Source organism: Streptomyces avidinii (assembly GCF_045161815.1).
Lineage (GTDB): Bacteria > Actinomycetota > Actinomycetes > Streptomycetales > Streptomycetaceae > Streptomyces > Streptomyces avidinii.
This window is the reverse complement of the sequence record NZ_CP108863.1, coordinates 7369536-7384881: the sequence shown is the minus strand read 5'-3', so window position 1 is coordinate 7384881 and position 15346 is coordinate 7369536. Positions and strand designations below refer to the sequence as shown.

Sequence of the window (15346 nt, the reverse complement as noted above, 5' to 3'; positions counted from 1 at the left end):
CGAGACCCGCGCACACCTGAGCCCCCCGAGCGTCGACCGGGCACGGATGACTGCCCGCGAGGAAGCGGCTCGATGAGCAGTGCGTCCATGCGCTGCCCGGCCCCCGGAGGACTCCCTCACAGGTCATCCGCGTCCACGATCCGGACGATGACGTGCGCGGGCGGACGGGCAGAGTCGTGGAGGTCCTCACCGACGTCGGCCATCCAGCGGGGCCTGCGCGCGGGCAGCCCGCCCGCCTCGCCCACGGGGATGCTGCCGTAGAGGCTGATCTCCGTCGCACGGAGCAGGAATCCCCCTTCCTCCCGGATCTCGACGACCAGGCCGGGCAGGCTCACGTCGAAGGGGCACTCGTTCTCGAGCGTCGAGTCCTGGTCCCGCCAGTCGTGCGCGGCAAGGTGGGCGGCGAGCAGCTGCTCGGGAGCGCCGAATACAGCGCTGCCTGCGAGATGCACGCGCAGCCGGCTGTCGTACGGGTCGTGCAGGACATGGGCGCTGCTCGTAGTGACCGTGAGCCGTACTGCGCCGGTCCGTCTCGATTCGTCGATCACCTCGACCGGGAGCACCGAGGCCTTCTCGGGCGCGAGGGCGAAATCGGACTCGATCTCCTCCACGTCCAAGGCGGTGATCCGCAAGGTGATCTCCTCGGGCGTGAGGGGGCTCTCGCACTCCCAGGAGGTGCTCTTCTCGGAGAGGTGCCGGGGACGCTCGGACACCTTCGTCACGGTCTCCATCACCAGCCGCTTGTACTGGGGCGGGACGGGCGAGCCCGTGCGACCGACGGCGAGCAGGAGGGCGGGCGCGTAGGAACCGCCGCCGAAGCGGTCCGACCAGTCCTCCCCGAGGAACCGGACGGTCCCACAGAGCTCGATCTCCTGATGGTGCTCCCACTCCCCGTAGGTCGTGGTGACCAGGTGCGCCTCGATCTCGTCGGCCCGCCAGCCCAGGTGGGACAACGACGGCTCGTCGATCTCCAGGTCCAGCCGCTGCACCGTCCTGTCGTCGTCGCCCACCGCTGCGCCCACCCTCCCCGTGAAACCCGCGTTCCATGACCCGGAACAGGCCCGGCAAAGGGACAATAGCGGCTGGTCAGGGCCTCGCGCCATGGCGGAGCGGGCCGCGGCTGCCCGACACGGACCGGCGTCCGCCGGACGCCCACGAGTGCGCTCTCGCCTTCTGCGCGCACGCTGCGCATCGTCGAGGAAGCATGGAAGGCGGGGATGCCACGCTGCGGCTGATCGTCTTCATTTTTCGGAGTTCGGCGGTCTGAGGATGTCGAGAACGTTCCACGGGCTCCGTCCCAGGGACATCAGCGGCCACCGCCGGCCGCACGAGGAAGAAGGAGAGACCAGCATGGCGATTCAGCGGATGGACAACGTCGGCATCGTCGTCGAGGACACCGTTGCCCGCCTCCGCCCTCACGGCGCCGAACTCGTCGGCGAGATCGCCCGGTTCGAGGACAGCTATCTGCTCTGCTACCTCCGCGGCCCGGAGGGCGTCATCGTCGGACTGGCCCAGCAACTGCACTGAAGGGTCAGGAGGCGGTCAACGTGTTGACGAGCTGGGCGAAGTCGGTACGTTGCCGACCGGTCAGTGTGGCGTAGAGCGGTGCCTGCATCTCGTCCGTGAGCCGCTCGGCACGCTGTCGTCGGGGGACCTGTGTCGCGGCAACGGGATGCGGCTCTTGCCATCCGTAGTGGATTGCCTGTTCGACGCCGAGGTTGATGACCATGGCCGCTCGGGCGCTCAGCCCGCACAGGCGCACTGCCGCCAGATGGCAGGCGCCACGATGTTCCCGCAGAACGTGTACGCGTTGCATGGCCGCGCCGACCGGGTCGTCCTCGGGGCAGGGTTGCGCCCGCCAGCCGGCGAACAGAGGCAGCGCGTCGGCGTCGGCCGCGTCGATCAGCTGCTGCGCCAAGTGGTTGAAGTGCTCCACGTCCACGTCGGCGGGAATGTGGGCGCGTCCCCATGTCCGGACGGCTTGTGCGTAGCAGGCGGCGGCTTCCTCCGCCGGCATCACGGCCCGTCCCGCCAGCCAGCCCGTCGTGACCAGACGGGGGCCGAGGAACCCCTGTACCGCTTGGACCACGGCGACCGGCGCCTCGCCGAGTACTCCGAAGCGTCCGCGGCAGTAGAAGCCGCGCCCTGGGGCGAACCCGGCGCGCAGACCGATGGCGGCGGTCGCTTCGTCGGACATGAACTCGTCACCGAAATCGTGGATGGGCAGGGCAACCGCGGCGATGCAGTCGAGGATTTCCATGCGCCGAAGATCCCTCACCACAACTCAATAGGTCAAGAAGATCATTTCTCATGGGACCCTTTAGGTAATCTATCGAGTCATGCTGGATATCCGCCGTCTGCACATGCTCAAGACCGTCGCCGCCCGCGGCTCCATCACCGCGGCCGCCCAGTCGCTGGGCCTGTCCGCGGGGGCCGTGTCCCAGCAGCTGTCCGCACTGCGGCAGGACGTGGGAGTCGAGCTGCTGCGCCCCGACGGACGAACCGTCGCGCTCACCCAGGAGGGTCGCGTCCTCCTCGAACACGCCGACCGGATCCTCGCCGCCATGGAGGAAGCCGAGTGCGCCATCGCAGCGGTCAGGGGCACGGTCGGCGCCACCGCCACGCTCGCCGCGTTGCCGTCGACCGTCGCCAGGATCGTGGCCCCCGCGCTGACCGCACTGGACGCACAGCATCCGCAGCTCACCCTGACCTGCCTTGTCACCGACCAGGCGCAACTGCGGGAACTCACGCTCGGAACCGTCGATGTGGTGCTGGGACAGCGCTATCACCACCTGCCCGAGGCGACACACCGTGGCATCGAGGTCTCACCGCTGCTCGACGATCCGCTGCTTGTCGTCACGGCGGCCGACCGAGCCGTCGGACGGCCCGTCGCCCTTCGGGAACTGGCCACGCACACCCTCGCCGCACCGCCGGCAACCACGGAGTGCGGACAGGCCATCGTGCACGCCTGCCACCAGGCCGGTTTCACACCCACAACGCGCTACGTCACGGCCGACATCGCCGCGCAGCTCACCCTCGCACGGGCCGGCCTCGCCACCGCGCTCGTCCCCCGTACGGCCATCGACCCGACCACACCCGGAATCCGCACGGCACCCCTCGAGGGCGACCCGATCCTGCGCCTCCTGTTCGCCGCGACCCGCCTCGCCGAGACCGCGAACCCGACGACCACGGCCGTCGTCGCAGCGCTGCGCACAGCCGCGCGACAGGACCGCACCTCGCAGCTCCCGATGGCTTGGGACAGCGCCGCGCATCCGACGGTCGGCCCATCGCGAAGGCCGTCCGATCGACTCGCCCGCACCCTGCGGGCCACATAAAGCGCTCACCGGGCCAGGTAGAACGCTCAGTGGCCAACTATCGGATTCCGGCCGCTCCGCGACGTGAACAGCCCCGGTCAGGAGCCAAGCCGCGTCGCTGTACCGGGCACTACGCAGCAGATCGCCGGTGAGAACGCAGCCCTGGACCTGATGCTCACCCGCCTCACCCTCAACCTGCCGGCCATCGCCTCCGCCACCACGGCCCCACCACCGGAGGGGGCGGTGAACTCTCTCTCCCCCCCGCCTGTCAGTGTTGATCGTCATCATGGGAGACATGACCAACCCGAACCTGACCACCGACAGTGTCTGGCGGCTCTACCACGGTGACCAGGAGATTGCCCGGCTGACCGTGACCGGCGCCGATATGCCCTGGATGCACGCCGAAGTCGAGACACTTCCTGGTTTTGAAGAGGTCCGTTCCCTCTTCAGTGAGCAAGAGCAGGCTCGCGACGAGGAGGACTGGGAGCGGGCCGACACCTGCTGCACCCGGATCCGCAGTGCGCTCACCCTGACGTTTCCCGACGGCGGCCCGGTCGCCGAGTTCATGCTGCACATCCACGAGGACGGAACCGCCGGCTGGCGCTGGCACGACGAGCCCTTCGACACGGTGGACCCGTGACGCGCTGGGTTCGCTGCTTCTGGGACGAGGAGGCCATCTGGTTCTACTTCGAGCTGGATGCCGATGGCTATGTGATCCGGCAAGTCGAGTTGCGGGAGCCCGGAGGCAAGGCTCTGACCGCTGCCTCGCTGACAGAGTGGCAAGAAGCCCAAAGAGAAGGTCGGTCGGCTGAATACGAGAGCATCTACGGTCTGACCGCGGAACCGCCCATCTCCGAGTGGGAGGGGCACGACCCGCAGTGGTTGTCGGCCGATGAGTTCGAAATCGTTTGGTCGACCGCCCGCCGGGAGCTTCAGCGGCGCCCCCGATCGTGACGTCGATGGCCGCCGCGGCCTGGCAGAACACCCGGGCGGGCACACATCCGTATCGTCAGTCGGCAACGCCACAGCACGTGTTCGGGACGGTCAGGACAGCCTGCATGCGTGGAACCGGTTGGAATGGATGTTCCCGAACGACGCGGGGATCCGGGCAATGCCCTGGTCAGGGCGGATGGTCCGACTCTGGCCCCGGTACTCGGTGCTGCTGTACACGGTGACGCACCGGCCCCAGACCTGGCCGTTCCGGCGCCACGTCCTGGCACTGTTCCACACCGACTCGCCGCCGTTGAATCCGACGTATGCGGTCGTCTCCGGATACCGCGGCATGTCCTGCGAGACAAAACTCGCCACGCTCGTGTAGTCGGGGCCGGTCCAGCCGCACACCCAGCCGGACGTGCACGGCTCGGACGGGACGGGTACGACGGCCTGCACCGGCGTGGCGGCGGGGGCGAGAGTGAAAACGACGCAGGCCGCACCGCTGACGACGGCGGCGGCCAGGGCGTGTACGGTCACGGGGATCACCGCCGCTCTGCGAGGCTGCAGGCCGCACGACGGCCTGCAGGGGCTGTTCCATCACACCTCCGTGCCGCCTTGATCGCATCACCGGACGTCCTCCCCGGTGCCGGTCGTAGCCGCCCGGGACCGGCGGTCAGCAACCACACCCCGTGGCTCTGCCGTGTCCCCCGGACGGAAGGCAAGGCGTCCACCTTGCCGATGATTCTGCTGGGGTGGTGTCGGGTGTGATCACCAGGTCGAAGTCGTAGCCCTGATCGCAGAAGATCACTTCGATGGGCCATGGCACGTACTGACGGAATACGCAGTGGATCTCGGCCGCGTCGCGTGGCGGTTACGACGTGTAGACCGAGAAGCGGGCGAGGGCGGCGGGACCCGCTGCGCAGATCGCGCCGGGCGCGCGGACGGACACGTGTTGGTCGGCCCACGACGACCTGCTTGTGAACGCGGACGCTTCAGCCTCATCGCAGACGAGGACTACGCCATGGCCCTGGTCGACGAGATCGAGCACGACGGGCATCCCGAAACGTTCGCCATCGGCTACTGGCCGTGGGGTGCGTTCGGTTCCTCCCCCGCGTACATCCCCGTGAGTTCGGCGGCGATCCGGGCCAGCCACTGTCGTACCTCCGGCGGCTCCAGTACCTCGACCCGCGCTCCCAGCCCGGCCAGATGTCCTGCGAGGGCCTTGGCGGCCGGGCCGTCGACCCACACCTCGGTCCAGCCGTCGGGCAGCGGACCGCCGACGCGCACGCGGCCGCCGAGGAACCGTTGCAGCAGAGCCAGCGCGTCGGGGTGGACGCGGGCCCGGGCGGTCACCGCGTACATGCCGTCCTGGAAGGCTCCGGACAGCGTCCGCCAAGCCGTGGCGAGGTCGAAGTCGGTCGGCCGGGCCACCGGTTCCCCGGTCGGCTCGACGGAGGTGACCCGGCTGAGCCGGAAGGTGCGCAGACCCTTGTCCGTACCGGCGACCAGGTAGTCAACGCCCGCCTTGGCCACGAGCCCGAGGGGGTCGACGGTGCGTTCGCCGGCTGGTTTGCCGACGCCCGCGTACCCGAGGCGGACGCGGATCCCGTCCACGACAGCGCCCTGGAGCGCGGAGCGGTGGGCGGCATCGGCGGTGACGGCGTTGCGGGACCAGTCCGTGGCGTCGACGACCCCCGCCTGGGTCGCGGCTCGGGCCTGCGCCCGCAGGGTCGGCGGCAGGGCCCGGACCAGCTTGCGCAGGGTGGTGCGCAGCTCGGGGGTGGCCGACAGGGGGCCGGTGACGAGGAAGAGCGCCCGGATCTCGTCGGCTGTCAGCCCGGTGAGGTTGGTACGGGCCCCGCCGACGAGGGACCAGCCGCCGCCGCGGCCGCGCTGCGAGTAGACGGGGATGCCGGCCGCGGCCAATGCCTCCAGATCTCGGCGCGCGGTGCGCTCGGAAACCTCCAGTTCGGCGGCCACTTCGGGGACGGTGACGCGGCCCCGTTCTTGGAGGAAGAGCAGGGTCGCCACCAGCCGGTCGGCTCTCATGTGCCCTTTTCCTCCTTCGTGGGTGCCGCGTCGTCGCCTTTCATTCTCTTCGGAAAACTGGCCAGAAGGTGGCCACTTCTGCTTACAGGATGAACCCATGAACAAGACCGAGCAGCTCATCGAGACCCCGTCCGACTCCACCGGTACCGTCGCCGCCCCCTTCTCCTTCGATCCGCGGACCGACCTCGCCGCGGCCGTCGAGCTGGCGGGCCGTACGCTGGCCGCCGTCCGGCCCGAGCAGTACGACGCGCCGACCCCCTGCGAGGAGTTCGATGTACGGCGGCTGTCGAGCCACCTCGTCGCCGTCGTGCGCCGGATCTCGGTGATCGGGCGCGGCGAGGACCCGTTCAGCGTCCCGTCCTTCGCCGACGAGATCGCCGACGGCGCATGGGCGGCGGCCTGGGTGCCGGGTGCCCGTGAGGTCGCCGAGGTGTGGGCGGATCCGGGCATCCTCGGCCTGCAGCTGCGTCTGCCGATGGGCGTCCTGCCGGGCGCGGCCGCCGCGGCCGTCTACACCCACGAACTCACCGTGCACACCTGGGACCTGGCCAGGGCGACCGGGCAGGACCCGGACTGGGACCCGGCCCTCATCGAGCGTGTGATCGGCGTCGTACGCCGCGCGCTGCCGGCCGAAACCCGCGGCGGGCGGATCCCCTTCGCAGAGGTGGTGGCCGTGGACCCCGAGGCCCCGGCCATCGACCGGCTGGTGGCCTGGGCCGGACGCCGGCCCTGAGTGCCCCGGTGCGGGGGACGGCCTCGGCCTGCCTCCTGGGTCGGCTGGAACAGTCGGCCGGAAGGGGCTGCTTGGAGCCGTGGAGCTCGGTCGGCGGGACCATGTGGTCGATGTCGGCCCCGGCCGTTCCCTGCACCAGGAGATCAATCCATCCGCGCCGGCGGCCGGCTCAGACGCCCGAGGAGACCTCGGCCTTCTCGTCGGACCCCGTGGTCTTCGCCTCGGCCTCAGCCAGCCTGCGGTTGCGCCGGACCGAGGAGATGAAGGACCAGGCGATCAGGACGACGCCGACGAGGCCCGTGATGACCTCGTGGATCTCGTACTGGATGGTGACGAGCAGGATCACGGCGAGGGCGCCGATGGCGTAGTGCGCGCCGTGCTCCAGGTAGACGTAGTCGTCGAGGGTGCCCTGGCGGACCAGGTAGACCGTGAGCGAGCGGACGTACATGGCGCCGATGCCGAGGCCGAGCGACATCAGGACGATGTCGTTGGTGATGGCGAAGGCGGCGATGACGCCGTCGAAGGAGAAGGACGCGTCCAGGACCTCCAGGTAGAGGAACAGGAAGAACGCGGCCCTGCCGGCCATCACGATCGCCGGGACCTTCTGACCGCTGGTCCTGGCCGCTTCCTCGGCCTCGTGCTCGCGCTCCTCCTCTTCCTCGAGCTTGTTCTCGAAGTAACCGGAGAGACCGCCGACGACCAGGTAGGTGATCAAGCCCGCGATGCCGGAGATCAGGACGGTCTCCGCCTTGTCCGTGTGGATGCCGCCGTACTGGTGAGCGTTCGTGGCGAAGGTCATCGCGGAGACGAGCAGCACGATGAGCGCGATGCAGACGGAGAGCATGTCGATCTTGCCGAGCTTGGCGAGCGGGCGCTCCAGCCACGCGAGCCACTTGAAGTCGCGGTCCTCGAAGATGAAGTCGAGGAAGATCATCAGGAGGAACATGCCGCCGAAGGCGGCGATCGACGGGTGGGCGTCGGTCACCAGCTGCTGGTACTTGTCCTTGTCGTCCAGCGCGAGCCGTACCGCTTCGATCGGACCGATCTCGGCGCTGACGGCGACGATCACGACGGGGAAGACCAGTCGCATGCCGAAGACCGCGATCAGGACGCCGATGGTGAGGAAGATCTTCTGCCAGAAGGCATTCATCTTCTTCAGGATCCCGGCGTTGACCACGGCGTTGTCGAAGGACACCGAGATTTCGAGGATGGACAGGATCGCCACGATCCCGAAGCCGGCCCACCCCCCCGTATAACACCGCCACGATCAGGCCGAGCGCGGTGACCGCGAACGACCAGCCGAACGTTTTCAGCAGCACTGGCTACCCAATCGTCGCGTACGGGGCTCCCCCGCGCCGTACTTGGCTTTGCGAAACGTTGACCCTGGAGTCTAGAGCGACGCCCCGCAGCCCTGACAGATCCTCCCGGGCCAATGGTTCGGCCGTCGGACGAGTGCCGCCGTTATCCTCCGGGACGTGATCGACAGAGAGACGGTGAGGATGACCGAGAACGTTCCGACAACGGCCCAGGTGCAGGACGCGCTGAACCGGGCCACACGCGTGGTGATCGTCGAGGGATCGCCCGACGAGGTTGATTCCAACGACCTGACGCGGCTCGTGCTGACGGGTGACCAGATCGCCGACCTGGCACGCCACTTGGCCATCGTGGACGGTGGGACCGGAGACAACTGCCGGTGCCGCGGCTGGCCAACGATCACGGTTCACGGTCCGGACGGTGAAACGGCCTGTTGGACGCTGCACCACCAGACCGGGCTGCGCGGGGTCGGCAACTGCGATGCCGACTTGCGTGATGGCCCGGCCCTTACGGAATGGCTGGCACGGCATGGCCTGACCGGGTCACAAAGGGCCCAGGAGAGGCTGGCCGAGGAAGAGGCCGAGGCCGAGGCTCGTCGGATGCGCTGGATCCAGGCCGCACCGGCCGGGCTGGCCGACGCAGCCGCGGATGTATCCCAACCACCGGGCCGTGACGACGAAGCCTGGTCACGGCAGCTGGACGACGCCGAGAACCGGCTCGCCGCTCTCGTCCAGCAGCACTACCCCGATGCGATCGAGCGGATCCGCGCTCTGCTGGCGTGGGCAGGGATCCGCTCCAGGGAGTCCAGTGGTGGTTCGATGTGGTACGACATTGCCGTACTGCGCCAACTCCACGACGAATCTTCCGACCTCGTCCTCGCCGCTTTGGCTGCACACCCCCCGGGCCCGGCCCAACTTGACGGGGCGTCCGAACTGTTCGGCACTCTCGAATGGACCAAGGTGCACGACCGGCAGCTGCCCGAACCGCAGAGGTCGATGCTGATCGGACATATCCAGGCAGAGGGCACCGATGCCATGCGACGCCGGCTGAGTTGGGGCTATTACGGCGCGGAGCGAACTGTCGACTGAGTTTGGAGTCGTGGTGTCGTCAGTATGAAGCCCGTTCCGGTGGCCTCGCGGAACAGCTCGCAGTCCAGAGCCGACGACAGAAGCCGTCGACCAGCGCCCCGCGACCGCGGGAAGCCTCCGAGAAGCCCCGAACTCAGGTCGGCTTGCGCCACACGGAGATGTGCTTCGCGGAGTCCTGGGTGAACGGCGCCCCGTCCCAGTCCGCGACGCGACGTTCCCTCTCGAGCCCGGCGATCCGCGCCATGAGGTCGAGCTCTGCCGGCCAGGCGTAGCGGTGCCGGGAGCTGTCGCGGCGGTAGCGGCCGTCGTCGCCGTCGCGGGTGAAGTGGTGCGAGACGAGAATCTGCTCGACGAGGTCGACGGTGTCGAAGCCGAGATGCTGCTCAGAGACGTCGAACGGCACCGCGACCTGGCCGGGCGGCAGGTGCCGCAGCGGCGGCACGCCCAGCTCGATGACGAAACGGCCGCCGGGCTCCAGATGTCGTGCGGCGTTGCGGAAGCACTCGACCTGCTCGTCCTGCGTGAGCAGGTTCGTGATGGTGTTGTAGACGAGATAGACCAGGGTGAACTCGCCGGGAACGACGGTGGTGGCCATGTCCCCGATGACTACCGGGAGCGTGTCCTCGTCGATCTTGCGTCGCAGCACCGCTGCCATGTGCTCGGACAGTTCGATGCCCACTACCGGCACGCCGCGTTCCCGGAGCGGGACGCCCACTCGTCCGGTCCCGATGGCGAACTCCAGTGCCCGCCCGTCTCCGGCGAGCTCGGCGAGGAAGGCGAGACTCGGTCCGAGAACGGCGGCCGAGGACGTCTCGGTCTCCTCGGTGTCATAGCGGTCGGCGGTCTCACGGGTCCACAGCTCACTGCTCGTCACGGACGGCCACTTTGCCGGGTACCGAGGGCGCTGTCGACGCATTTACCCCCGAGCTTCAGGTCGCGGTCGCCGGCCATCGACTCGGCGCACTTCGCGGTGTCGCTGTCCACGGCGGACCGGAAGCGATGGCGGCCGGTACGACGCAGGGCCACACCGACGAATCCCGCAGAGTTGGGACGTAGGGTCGAGGGATGCGTGGACAGGGGCGGGTGAAGCGGATCGGTGCGGTGGCGGGGGCGGGCGCCCTGGCGCTGGCGTGGGTGCTGGTGGGGTGCGACTCGGTCATGGAGGCGATGGGGGAGACGCTGCCGACGGGTAGGGCGGAGCCCTGCCCGGAGGGCGGGGTGCGGCTGGCCGAGGGTGAGGGGAACGCGGCGATGGGGCTGCGGGTGACCGACTTCCTGCTGGTCAACTGCGGTTCGGCGGCGTACGTACTGGAGGGCTACCCGGAGATCCGCCTGCTGGACGGGGAGGACCGGCCCCTCCAGGTGGACATCGGGCACGGGACGAACGGCGTGACCTCGCCCGCCGCCGACGGGGAAGAGCCGCCGCGTCGGGTGACGCTCCAGCCGGGCCAGGCCGCCAGGACGGGGCTGCTGTGGCGCAACCTGGTCACCGACTCGACCGTGCCCGCCGCCGAGGGGCAGGTGCTGGAGCTCGTCCCCAAGCCGGGGGCGCCCCGGCTGACGCTGCGGCTGAGCGCACCCGTGGATCTGGGCAACACGGGCAGGCTGGGGCTGAGCGCCTGGTCGGCGCTCGCGCGCTGACCGCCGGCCGGGATCTCGGGCCGGACCGGCGGACCGTCAGCGTCCTTGTCCCGCCCCCTTGGTGGGCGCAGCCTGCTGCCGGTGGGCGGGGACGGCCCCGGCCGGGGCCGTACCTGCCCGGTCAGCCTCAGCGGCGGGAGTTGTGGTGGAGCGGGAGCGGGCGGCGCCCTGGGAAGCGCGGCCCCCGTCGCCCGGCACCTGAACCGCCTGACGGCCGACACCTCCTGGAACCCGTCCGGCACAGGTGCACGGCGCGGACTCCCGCCGCCGGGCGCTGTGCGCGGGCGCGTACTCGGGCCCCACCGGGACGCCCGGTGGGGCCTGAGTTGCTGTTCCGGTAGGTGCGGGTCCAGACGGTGGCGGGTGCTGGAGCACGCCCGGGGGCGGGTGGCAGCGATTCGGCGTGGGGACGAGGTTGTCTGTGCGGTCTGCGGGCGGGAATGGAGGGTGGGGTCGAACGGCGGCGGTGGGCGTGTTCGCCGCGGTGCCGCACGCGGCGATTGGCGGGGGCTACTCCTGACTGGCGCAGGGGTCGCAGCAGGAGGGGGCAGGTTCGACGCAGACGCTGACGGTGTCGGTGTTGTTGGTGGTGTCGGGATCCTTTTCGTTGCCGGTGGCGGCGGCGGTGTTGCCGATCAGGCCGGCTTTGGTGGCCTTGGCCCGCAGCACGAGGGTGGCGGTGGCGCCGTCGGCCAGGTCTCCCACGGTCCACTGCCCGGTGGCCGGGCCGTAGCTTCCTGAGCGGTCGGCGGACAGGAAGGTGAGGCCGTCGGGGAGCCGGTCGGTGACGGTGACGCCGGTGGCGTCGTTCGGGCCGGCGTTGTGGACGGTGATGCGGTAGGTCACCGTCTGGCCGACGGTGACGGTGGTGGCGTCGGCCGCCTTCGTCACGGTCAGGTCGGCGGCCGGCTTGACCTGTGTGACCTGCTCGTTGGACGTGGACGTCAGGGGCTCCGGCGTGTCACCGAGCCGGTTCTCGTAAGCGGCGGTTGCGGTGTTGCTGATCTGCTTGCCACCGCTGGCCCGGTCGATGACGGCCCGGTACTCCACCGTGGTACCTGCCGGCAGGGTCTCGGTGCTGGGCAGGCTGCCCCCTTCCACGGCGGAAGCCCCGTTGCCGAGATGGAAGACCACCTTGTTCGCCGCAGCGTCGTAGTACGCCTGGTCGTCTCCTTGCGCGTCGCTCTTCGCTCCGGCGTTCGGGCCGTCGACGATGCGCAGGGAGCCGGGCAGGTACGTCGTGCCCTGCGGGATCACGTCGGTCAGGATGAGGTTCTCGGCCCCGCCGCCGCCCTCGTTCTTCGCGGTGATGCGGTAGGTGACGGCGTCGCCCACCTCCAGCGGCCCGGCGGGAATGGCGGTCTTGGCGAGTTCCACGTAGGGAGCGGTGCCGAAGAAGATGCCGTCCAGGAAGTTGCCGACGCTGCGGTTGCCGCCGGCGGCCGAGATGGAACGGAAGGCGAACCGCGTCAGCGTCTGGCCTGCCGGGACGGTGTAGGTGCCGGTGTAGTAGCCCCAGGCGGTGTTGCCGTCGGTGAAGCGCCTCTGCTCCGCAGTGGAGCCCGGCGCGCCGATGTCCAGTGCCATGGTGTCGTCCCCCTGGCGGCCGCGGTGGTACAGCCGCCAGTACAGCTTCGTACCGGGGGTGGTCGGCAGGTCCTGGTAGAGCGTGGAGACCTCATTGGCGTTGAGCTCGGCGAACTGGGCACCGTCGGCCGCCGGTACACCGTTGAAGCCCGAATGCCAGAGCTCGATCTTGCGGTCGGAGGCAGTGGTGAGCCAGCCAGGGACCCGCTTGGCCGCCTGCGTCTGTGAGGCGTCCGGCAGGATTTCCACATCGGTCACGGCAGGCTGTTCGAAGCTGCCGTTGGCCAGGGCGACACGGAGCGGAGCAGCGGGAGGTGTGGTCATGGTTCTTCCCCTCGAGACGCTTGTGGAATGCGCCGCCGGCCGGCCGCATACTGCGTGCCGTGGCGGAGCCGAAACATCCCGTAGCGCACAGCATCCGAACGAACACGTAAAGTGACGAGTGGAGGGGTTTGGCCAATCCCGCGAGGCACGTTTACGGAAGCCGCCCCCACAACCACTCCCCCACGCCCGTCATGGATGAGGCCAAGGCAACCGCAGCCACCACACATGCCTCCCGGCCCGCTCCCGCCCACTCCGTCATGGCCGAAAGTCCCTGTTGAACCTTTGCGGCCATCCCCTCTCGGGGTGAATTGACCACCGGTGAAGTTGACGCCTCTGGCGCGGTGACTTCGCCGGGCCGTACCCGAGCCGCGCAGATGCCGTTACAGGCCTGGCAGTGGGAGGCGGCCCTGACCGAACCGGGCCCTCTGAACTGCGCTGTTCCTCTGGCCACCCATCGCGCTCGGACCGATGGCCCGGCACTGATACTGCGTCAGCCCAGCGCGCGGTCGAGGTTGAAGGCTGCGCTGATCAGCGAGAGGTGGGTGAAGGCCTGGGGGAAGTTGCCCAGCTGTTCTCCGGTCGGGCCGATCTCCTCCGCGAACAGGCCGAGGTGGTTGGCATAGGTGAGCATCTTCTCGAAGGCGAGCCTGGCTTCCTCCAGCCTGCCTGCGCGAGCCAGCGCCTCCACGTACCAGAAGGAACAGATCGAGAAGGTGCCCTCGGGGCCGCGCAGGCCGTCCGGGCTGGCGGTCGGATCGTAGCGGTACACCAGCGAGTCCGAGACGAGGTCCGTGGTGAGCGCGTCCAGGGTGGAGAGCCACTTGGGGTCGGTGGGCGAGACGAACTTGGCCATCGGCATCATCAGCAGCGAGGCGTCCAGCACGTGGCCGTCCAGTCCCTGGACGAACGTTCCTCGCTCGGCCGACCAGCCGCGCCGCATGATCTGCCGGTAGATCGCGTCCCGTGACTCCCGCCAGCGGGGCAGGTCCGCCGGCAGACCGCGGCGGTTCGCCATACGCATCGCACGCTCCAGCGCCACCCAGCACATCAGCCGCGAGTACACGAAGTTCCGCCGGCCCGCCCTGGTCTCCCACACCCCCTCGTCGGGCTGGTCCCAGTGTTCGCACAGCCAGTCCACCACGGCACCGACCTCGTCCCAGCGGTCACTGCTGATCGGCTGCCCCCACTTGTCGTAGAGGTAGATCGAGTCGATCAGCGCGCCGTAGATGTCCAGCTGGAGCTGACCGGTGGCGGCGTTGCCCACCCGGACAGGTCCGGAACCGAGGTATCCCTCCAGGTGCGGAAGCTCGTACTCGGGCAGGTCGGTGCGTCCGTCGATGCCATACATGATCTGCAACGGACCGGTCTCCCCCGTGCCCCGCAGGATCCCCCGCTCGGAGATGAAGCCCATGAACGCCTCGGCCTCCGAGGTGAACCCAAGGCGCAGCATCGCGTAGACGCAGAAGGCGGCGTCGCGGACCCAGACATAGCGGTAGTCCCAGTTGCGCTCGCCGCCGATCTGCTCCGGCAGGCTGGTGGTGGGTGCGGCGACGATCGCACCGGTCGGCGCGTAGGTGAGCAGCTTCAGCACCAGCGCGGAGCGGTTCACCATCTCCCGCCACCGCCCGTGGTAGCGCGAACCGGCCAGCCAGTGGCGCCAGAACCGGACGGTCGCGTCGGCCTGCTCCTGCGCCTCGGCGCGCGGGCACGCGCGGGCCGGGACGTCGTCGCCTATCCGGTCGAGGGCGAACACGTGGGACTCGCCCTCGAGGAGCTTGAAGTGGGACCACACGTCCAGGCCGTCGCCTTCCAGGGGCGCGGTGGCGGTCAGCGCGAGCGTCAGTGACGGAGAGCGGAAGACCGCCGTACGGCCCTCGAGGTGCGTGGTGTGCGTTTCGGTGCCGTAGCCGAAGCGGGGGGCGATCCGTGCCCTGAACGGGAGGGTTCCGCGGACGCAGATCACCCGCCGGATCAGCCGGTGCCGGGAGGCCTCGCGCGACTCGTCCACCACGGGCATGAAGTCCTGGATCTCCGCCACCCCGTCCGCGGCGAAGAACCGCGTGATCAGCACGTTCGTGTCGGGGAAGTAGAACTGCCTGGTGCGGGTCGGGACCTCGGCCGCCAACTCGAACGACCCGCCCCGGTCGGCGTCGAGGATGGACCCGAAAACGCTGGGCGCATCGAAGCGGGGGCAGCAGTACCAGTCGATGGTGCCGTTCGTGCCGACCAGGGCGGCCGTACGAAGATCGCCGATCAGGCCGTGCTCGGAGATCGGGATGTAACGGCCGCCGTCCGCCTGCGCGAAACCAGTCGTGTCGAACGCCATACCGGCCTCCCTGCCGTGCGGCCGGGCCGGGGTCTGG

General features: G+C 69.4%; 13 protein-coding genes and 2 pseudogenes. 7 read left to right on the top strand and 8 right to left on the bottom strand.

The window, feature by feature from the left end; all coding sequences use genetic code 11:
- Nucleotides 1-116 precede the first annotated feature (116 nt).
- Nucleotides 117-1010, bottom strand: a complete 894-nt coding sequence (locus tag OG373_RS33245; RefSeq protein ID WP_405442153.1) for a hypothetical protein — start codon at nt 1008-1010, stop codon at nt 117-119.
- A gap of 376 nt (nt 1011-1386) precedes the next feature.
- Here OG373_RS33245 and OG373_RS33240 point away from each other — a divergent pair.
- Nucleotides 1387-1527 (top strand): annotated as a pseudogene (locus OG373_RS33240) (VOC family protein); the annotation flags it as partial.
- Between the two features lie 4 nt (nt 1528-1531).
- Here OG373_RS33240 and OG373_RS33235 read toward each other — a convergent pair.
- Complete coding sequence (locus OG373_RS33235) at nt 1532-2260, bottom strand: SCO6745 family protein (RefSeq protein WP_405442152.1); 729 nt, start codon at nt 2258-2260, stop codon at nt 1532-1534.
- 79 nt (nt 2261-2339) lie between these two features.
- On the opposite strand from OG373_RS33235, the gene OG373_RS33230 reads away from it, so the two are divergent.
- From OG373_RS33230 to OG373_RS33220, 3 genes are all read left to right on the top strand, one after another.
- Nucleotides 2340-3335 (top strand): LysR family transcriptional regulator, encoded by a 996-nt coding sequence (locus tag OG373_RS33230; protein WP_405442151.1) that lies wholly within the window; start codon nt 2340-2342, stop codon nt 3333-3335.
- A 274-nt stretch (nt 3336-3609) separates the two neighbouring features.
- Entirely contained in the window at nt 3610-3954 is a 345-nt protein-coding gene (locus OG373_RS33225; RefSeq protein ID WP_405442150.1) for a hypothetical protein, read from the top strand.
- On the top strand, nt 3951-4268 hold the full coding sequence (locus tag OG373_RS33220) for a hypothetical protein (RefSeq protein ID WP_405442148.1): 318 nt from the start codon (nt 3951-3953) through the stop codon (nt 4266-4268). Before OG373_RS33225 ends, OG373_RS33220 begins: the two co-directional genes overlap by 4 nt.
- Before the next feature lie 90 nt (nt 4269-4358).
- On the opposite strand, the gene OG373_RS33215 is transcribed toward OG373_RS33220, so the two are convergent.
- Nucleotides 4359-4784, bottom strand: coding sequence for a hypothetical protein (locus OG373_RS33215; protein ID WP_405442146.1), 426 nt, complete (start codon nt 4782-4784; stop codon nt 4359-4361).
- Between the two features lie 540 nt (nt 4785-5324).
- The gene (locus OG373_RS33210; RefSeq protein ID WP_405442144.1) at nt 5325-6296 is read right to left on the bottom strand and encodes a helix-turn-helix transcriptional regulator; all 972 of its coding nucleotides are present in this window, start codon (nt 6294-6296) and stop codon (nt 5325-5327) included.
- 97 nt (nt 6297-6393) lie between these two features.
- Here OG373_RS33210 and OG373_RS33205 point away from each other — a divergent pair, with 97 nt between their 5' ends.
- Entirely contained in the window at nt 6394-7029 is a 636-nt protein-coding gene (locus OG373_RS33205) for a TIGR03086 family metal-binding protein (protein ID WP_405442142.1), read from the top strand.
- A gap of 169 nt (nt 7030-7198) precedes the next feature.
- Here the strand turns inward: OG373_RS33205 and OG373_RS33200 are convergent.
- A pseudogene (locus OG373_RS33200) lies at nt 7199-8348 on the bottom strand (DUF475 domain-containing protein).
- A gap of 156 nt (nt 8349-8504) precedes the next feature.
- Between OG373_RS33200 and OG373_RS33195 the strand changes: the two are divergent.
- The gene (locus OG373_RS33195; protein WP_405442140.1) at nt 8505-9431 is read left to right on the top strand and encodes a hypothetical protein; all 927 of its coding nucleotides are present in this window, start codon (nt 8505-8507) and stop codon (nt 9429-9431) included.
- A 133-nt stretch (nt 9432-9564) separates the two neighbouring features.
- Here the strand turns inward: OG373_RS33195 and OG373_RS33190 are convergent, their stop codons facing one another.
- A complete protein-coding gene (locus OG373_RS33190; protein ID WP_405442139.1) occupies nt 9565-10305 on the bottom strand; it encodes a class I SAM-dependent DNA methyltransferase in 741 nt (246 codons plus the stop codon).
- A gap of 191 nt (nt 10306-10496) precedes the next feature.
- Between OG373_RS33190 and OG373_RS33185 the strand changes: the two genes are divergently transcribed.
- On the top strand, nt 10497-11072 hold the full coding sequence (locus tag OG373_RS33185) for a DUF4232 domain-containing protein (RefSeq protein WP_405442137.1): 576 nt from the start codon (nt 10497-10499) through the stop codon (nt 11070-11072).
- Nucleotides 11073-11582: 510 nt separating this feature from the next.
- Here OG373_RS33185 and OG373_RS33180 read toward each other — a convergent pair.
- Both OG373_RS33180 and OG373_RS33175 read right to left on the bottom strand, forming a co-directional pair.
- Complete coding sequence (locus OG373_RS33180; RefSeq protein WP_405442136.1) at nt 11583-12983, bottom strand: isopeptide-forming domain-containing fimbrial protein; 1401 nt, start codon at nt 12981-12983, stop codon at nt 11583-11585.
- 490 nt (nt 12984-13473) lie between these two features.
- Complete coding sequence (locus OG373_RS33175; RefSeq protein ID WP_405442135.1) at nt 13474-15309, bottom strand: glycoside hydrolase family 15 protein; 1836 nt, start codon at nt 15307-15309, stop codon at nt 13474-13476.
- Nucleotides 15310-15346: the final 37 nt, after the last annotated feature.